Below are 3366 nucleotides of genomic sequence, written 5' to 3'. Positions count from 1 at the left end.
GACGCGGCAGCAGCCCGCGTCGACGTGGGCCAGCACGCCGTCCAGCCCGTCCAGCGAGGTGCCGGACATCAGGCCGATGTACCAGCCTGCGGCGCCCGCGCCCGGCGGGCGGGAGGGGCTCACTCGGCGCTGGCGACCTGGGCCAGGGAAGCGGCCGAGAGCTGCACGCGCATGTTGGCAGCGAGCTGCTCGAAGGCCTTGCGCGAGGCGCCGGTGATCGGCGCTGCCGCCTCGCTCTGGCGGGCGATGGTCATCGGGTCCTGGTGCTTGCCGGCCACGCGGAACTCGAAGTGCAGGTGCGGGCCGGTGGCCCAGCCGGTCGCGCCGACGGCGCCGATCAGCTGGCCCTGCTCGACCGACTGGCCCTTGCGCACGTCGATGCGGCTCAGGTGGGCGTAGACCGTCACGTGCTGGTTGGCGTGTGCCACGTAGACCACGTTACCGTAGCCATTTTGCACGCCGGCAAATTCCACCGTGCCGTCGCCCACGGTGCGCACCGGGGTGCCGTGGGCCGCCGCCAGGTCGGTACCCAGGTGGGCGCGCCAGGTCTTCTGGATCGGGTGCATGCGCATGGAGAAGCCGCTGGACACGCGCGTGTAGGCCACGGGCGAGGTCAGGTAGGCGCGGCGCATGCTCTGGCCGTCGAGGGCGTAGTAGGAGCCCTTGCCGCCCGGCTCCTGGAACCACAGGGCATCGAAGGTCTTGCCGTTGTTGTGGAACTCGGCGCTCAGCAGGCGGCCGCTGCGCAGCGGCTCGCCGTCGGCCTCCAGGGTCTCGTAGACCACCGAGAAGCGGTCGCCCTTGCGCAGCGCGCGGCGGAAGTCGATCTGGCCGGAGAAGACCTCCGCCAGCTGCACCGCCACGGCGTCCGGGATGCTGGCGGCGTCGGTGGCGGCGAACAGCGAGCTGCGGATGGTGCCGCTGGCCAGGCGGCTGCCGACGGTCAGCGGAGCGGTTTCGATGCGGGCGGTGAAGCTGTCGTCTTCCTGGCGCTCGACCACCAGGCGCTTGAAGTTGCCGCTGTCGTCCGGCGCCCAGCGGGCCGTCAGGCGCTGCAGGCGGTGGTCGTCGGTGGTTTCGGCGGTGAGCGAGCGCCCGACGCGGCCGAGCACGTTCTGGCGCACCAGCTCGTTGCTGCGCAGGAAACTGGAGGCGGCCGGATCGGCCACGCCCAGGCGCTCCAGGATGGCTTCGGGCGTGTCGGCGCTGCGCGTCACGTCCGAGCGGTAGAGCGAGAAGCCGGGGTTGTCCAGCAGCTCGGCCAGCGAGACCTCGGCTGCCAGGGACTCGACCTCGTGCGTCACGGTGCTCACCGGCATCTGGGCCGGATCGGGGCCGAGCGAGGCCACCGCGAAGGCGCCGCCTCCGCCGGTCAGCAGCACCGCGGCCACGGCCGCCGTGATGCGCTTGGGATGCTTCTGTGCGAGATGCTTGAGCTGATCGAGCAATGCCAGGGAGGCGGTGGTCAGGCCGTTGTTCAAGAGTCTTACCCCAGGCTGGTGCGTCTCCCACAGGCCAGGCGTGCGCTGGCGGGGGAGGGGCACGCGTGTGTCCGATGCGGCGAAAAGGCCCGCAGGGCCCTTGGCGTGGGTGCTCCCACTAGAATCCGCCGCTGCAAAATGCCGGCAAGTATAGTCGGTCGTGTCCTGCAGACACCCCTGGAAACCCTTAGCCCCATGACCCAAGCAGCTGTTACAACGTTCCCCTTGACCGATGCCGTCCAAGAGGCTCTCGCCATCTCCCTGCGCGGGGTCGACGAGCTGCTGCCCCAGGAGGACTGGGCCCGCAAGCTCGCGCGCGCCGAGGCGAGCGGCCAGCCGCTGCGCATCAAGCTGGGGCTGGACCCGACGGCGCCGGACATCCACCTGGGCCACACGGTGGTGCTCAACAAGATGCGCCAGCTGCAGGACCTGGGCCACCAGGTGATCTTCCTGATCGGCGACTTCACGACCCTGATCGGCGACCCTTCGGGGCGCAACAGCACGCGCCCGCCGCTCACCGCCGAGCAGATCCAGGCCAATGCCCAGACCTACTACACGCAGGCCGCCAAGGTGCTGGATCCGGCGCGCACCGAGATCCGCTACAACAGCGAGTGGAGCGACCAGCTGGGCGCGCGCGGCATGATCGAGCTGGCGGCCAAGTACACGGTGGCGCGCATGATGGAGCGAAACGACTTCCACCAGCGCTTCACGCAGGGCAGCTCCATCAGCCTGCACGAGTTTCTCTACCCGCTGCTGCAGGGCTACGACTCGGTGGCGCTCAGGAGCGATCTGGAGCTCGGCGGCACGGACCAGAAATTCAACCTGCTGATGGGCCGCCACCTGCAGCAGGAATACGGCCAGGAGCCGCAGTGTGTGCTCACCATGCCGCTGCTGGTCGGGCTCGACGGGGTCGAGAAGATGTCCAAGTCCAAGGGCAACTACATCGGCATCACCGAGGACGCCAACACCATGTTCGCCAAGGTGCTGTCGATCTCGGACGAGCTGATGTGGGACTGGTACACGCTCTTGTCGTTCAAGAGCCTGGCGGAGATCGCCGCCCTGCGCCAGGAGGTGCAGGACGGGCGCAACCCGAAGGAGGCCAAGGTCCTGCTGGCGCGCGAGATCACGACGCGCTTTCACAGCGCGCAGGCGGCCGAGGCGGCCGAGGCCGATTTCCACCACCGCAGCCGGGGCGGAATCCCGGACGAGATTCCCGAGCTGCAGCTGTCGGGCGCGCCGCTGGGCATCGGCGCGCTGCTTCGCCAGGCGGGGCTCGCGCCCTCCACCAGCGAGGCGAACCGCCTGATCGACGGGGGCGGGGTGCGGGTGGACGGCGCGGTCGTGGGCGACCGGGGGTTGCGGCTCGGAGCGGGCAGCTACGTGCTGCAGGTGGGCAAGCGCAAGTTCGCGCGCGTGCAACTCGCGGGCTGACCGGGCCCGTTCGCGGGCCCGCCCCTGCGGCCCTTGGCAGACCTCAATTTTCCTCACACCATGACAGCCCTCGACATCGTCCTCATGGCCGCCGGCCGCGGCACGCGCATGAAAAGCCGCACCCCGAAGGTGCTGCAGCGCCTGGCCGGGCGGCCGCTGCTGCACCACGTGCTCGACCAGGCGGCGGGCGTGCAGGCGCGGCGGGTGGTGGTCGTGACCGGGCACGGCGCCGCGCCGGTGCAGGCGGCGGCGCTGCAGGGCGCGGCGGCCTGTGGGCTGGCGGACGTGCGCTGCGTGCTGCAGGAGCCGCAACTGGGCACCGGCCACGCGGTGCAGCAGGGCCTGCCGCAGCTGCAGGGCGACGGCGTGGTGCTGGTCCTGTCGGGCGACGTGCCGCTGACCGAGCCCGCGACCCTGGCGGCGCTGGTGGCGGCGGGCGCGGGCGAGCGGCTGG

Annotated in this window: 3 protein-coding genes; 2 read left to right on the top strand and 1 reads right to left on the bottom strand. The window is 70.9% G+C overall.

The features are described from left to right. Window positions 1–119 precede the first annotated feature (119 nt). Window positions 120–1481: a M23 family metallopeptidase gene (locus A612_RS01510; RefSeq protein ID WP_019372849.1), complete on the bottom strand. Its 1362-nt coding sequence runs from the start codon at window positions 1479–1481 to the stop codon at window positions 120–122. Window positions 1482–1676: 195 nt separating this feature from the next. Here A612_RS01510 and tyrS point away from each other — a divergent pair, with 195 nt between their 5' ends. Together tyrS and A612_RS01500 are read left to right on the top strand one after the other, a co-directional pair. Then, the gene (gene tyrS, locus A612_RS01505; protein WP_040435534.1) at window positions 1677–2912 is read left to right on the top strand and encodes a tyrosine--tRNA ligase; all 1236 of its coding nucleotides are present in this window, start codon (window positions 1677–1679) and stop codon (window positions 2910–2912) included. 60 nt (window positions 2913–2972) lie between these two features. Then, on the top strand, window positions 2973–3366 hold a 394-nt coding region (locus A612_RS01500; RefSeq protein WP_040435532.1), incomplete at its 3' end, for an NTP transferase domain-containing protein.

The sequence above is a fragment of the Melaminivora alkalimesophila genome, assembly GCF_000282995.1.
GTDB lineage: Bacteria > Pseudomonadota > Gammaproteobacteria > Burkholderiales > Burkholderiaceae_C > Melaminivora > Melaminivora alkalimesophila.
Note: the sequence above shows the minus strand (reverse complement) of the source record. Positions and strands in the feature narration are given on the sequence as shown.

Coding starts and splice junctions, on each gene's coding strand:
- tyrS (WP_040435534.1), top strand. CDS start 1,677: ATGACCCAAGCAGCTGTTACAACGTTCCCCTTGACCGATGCCGTCCAA.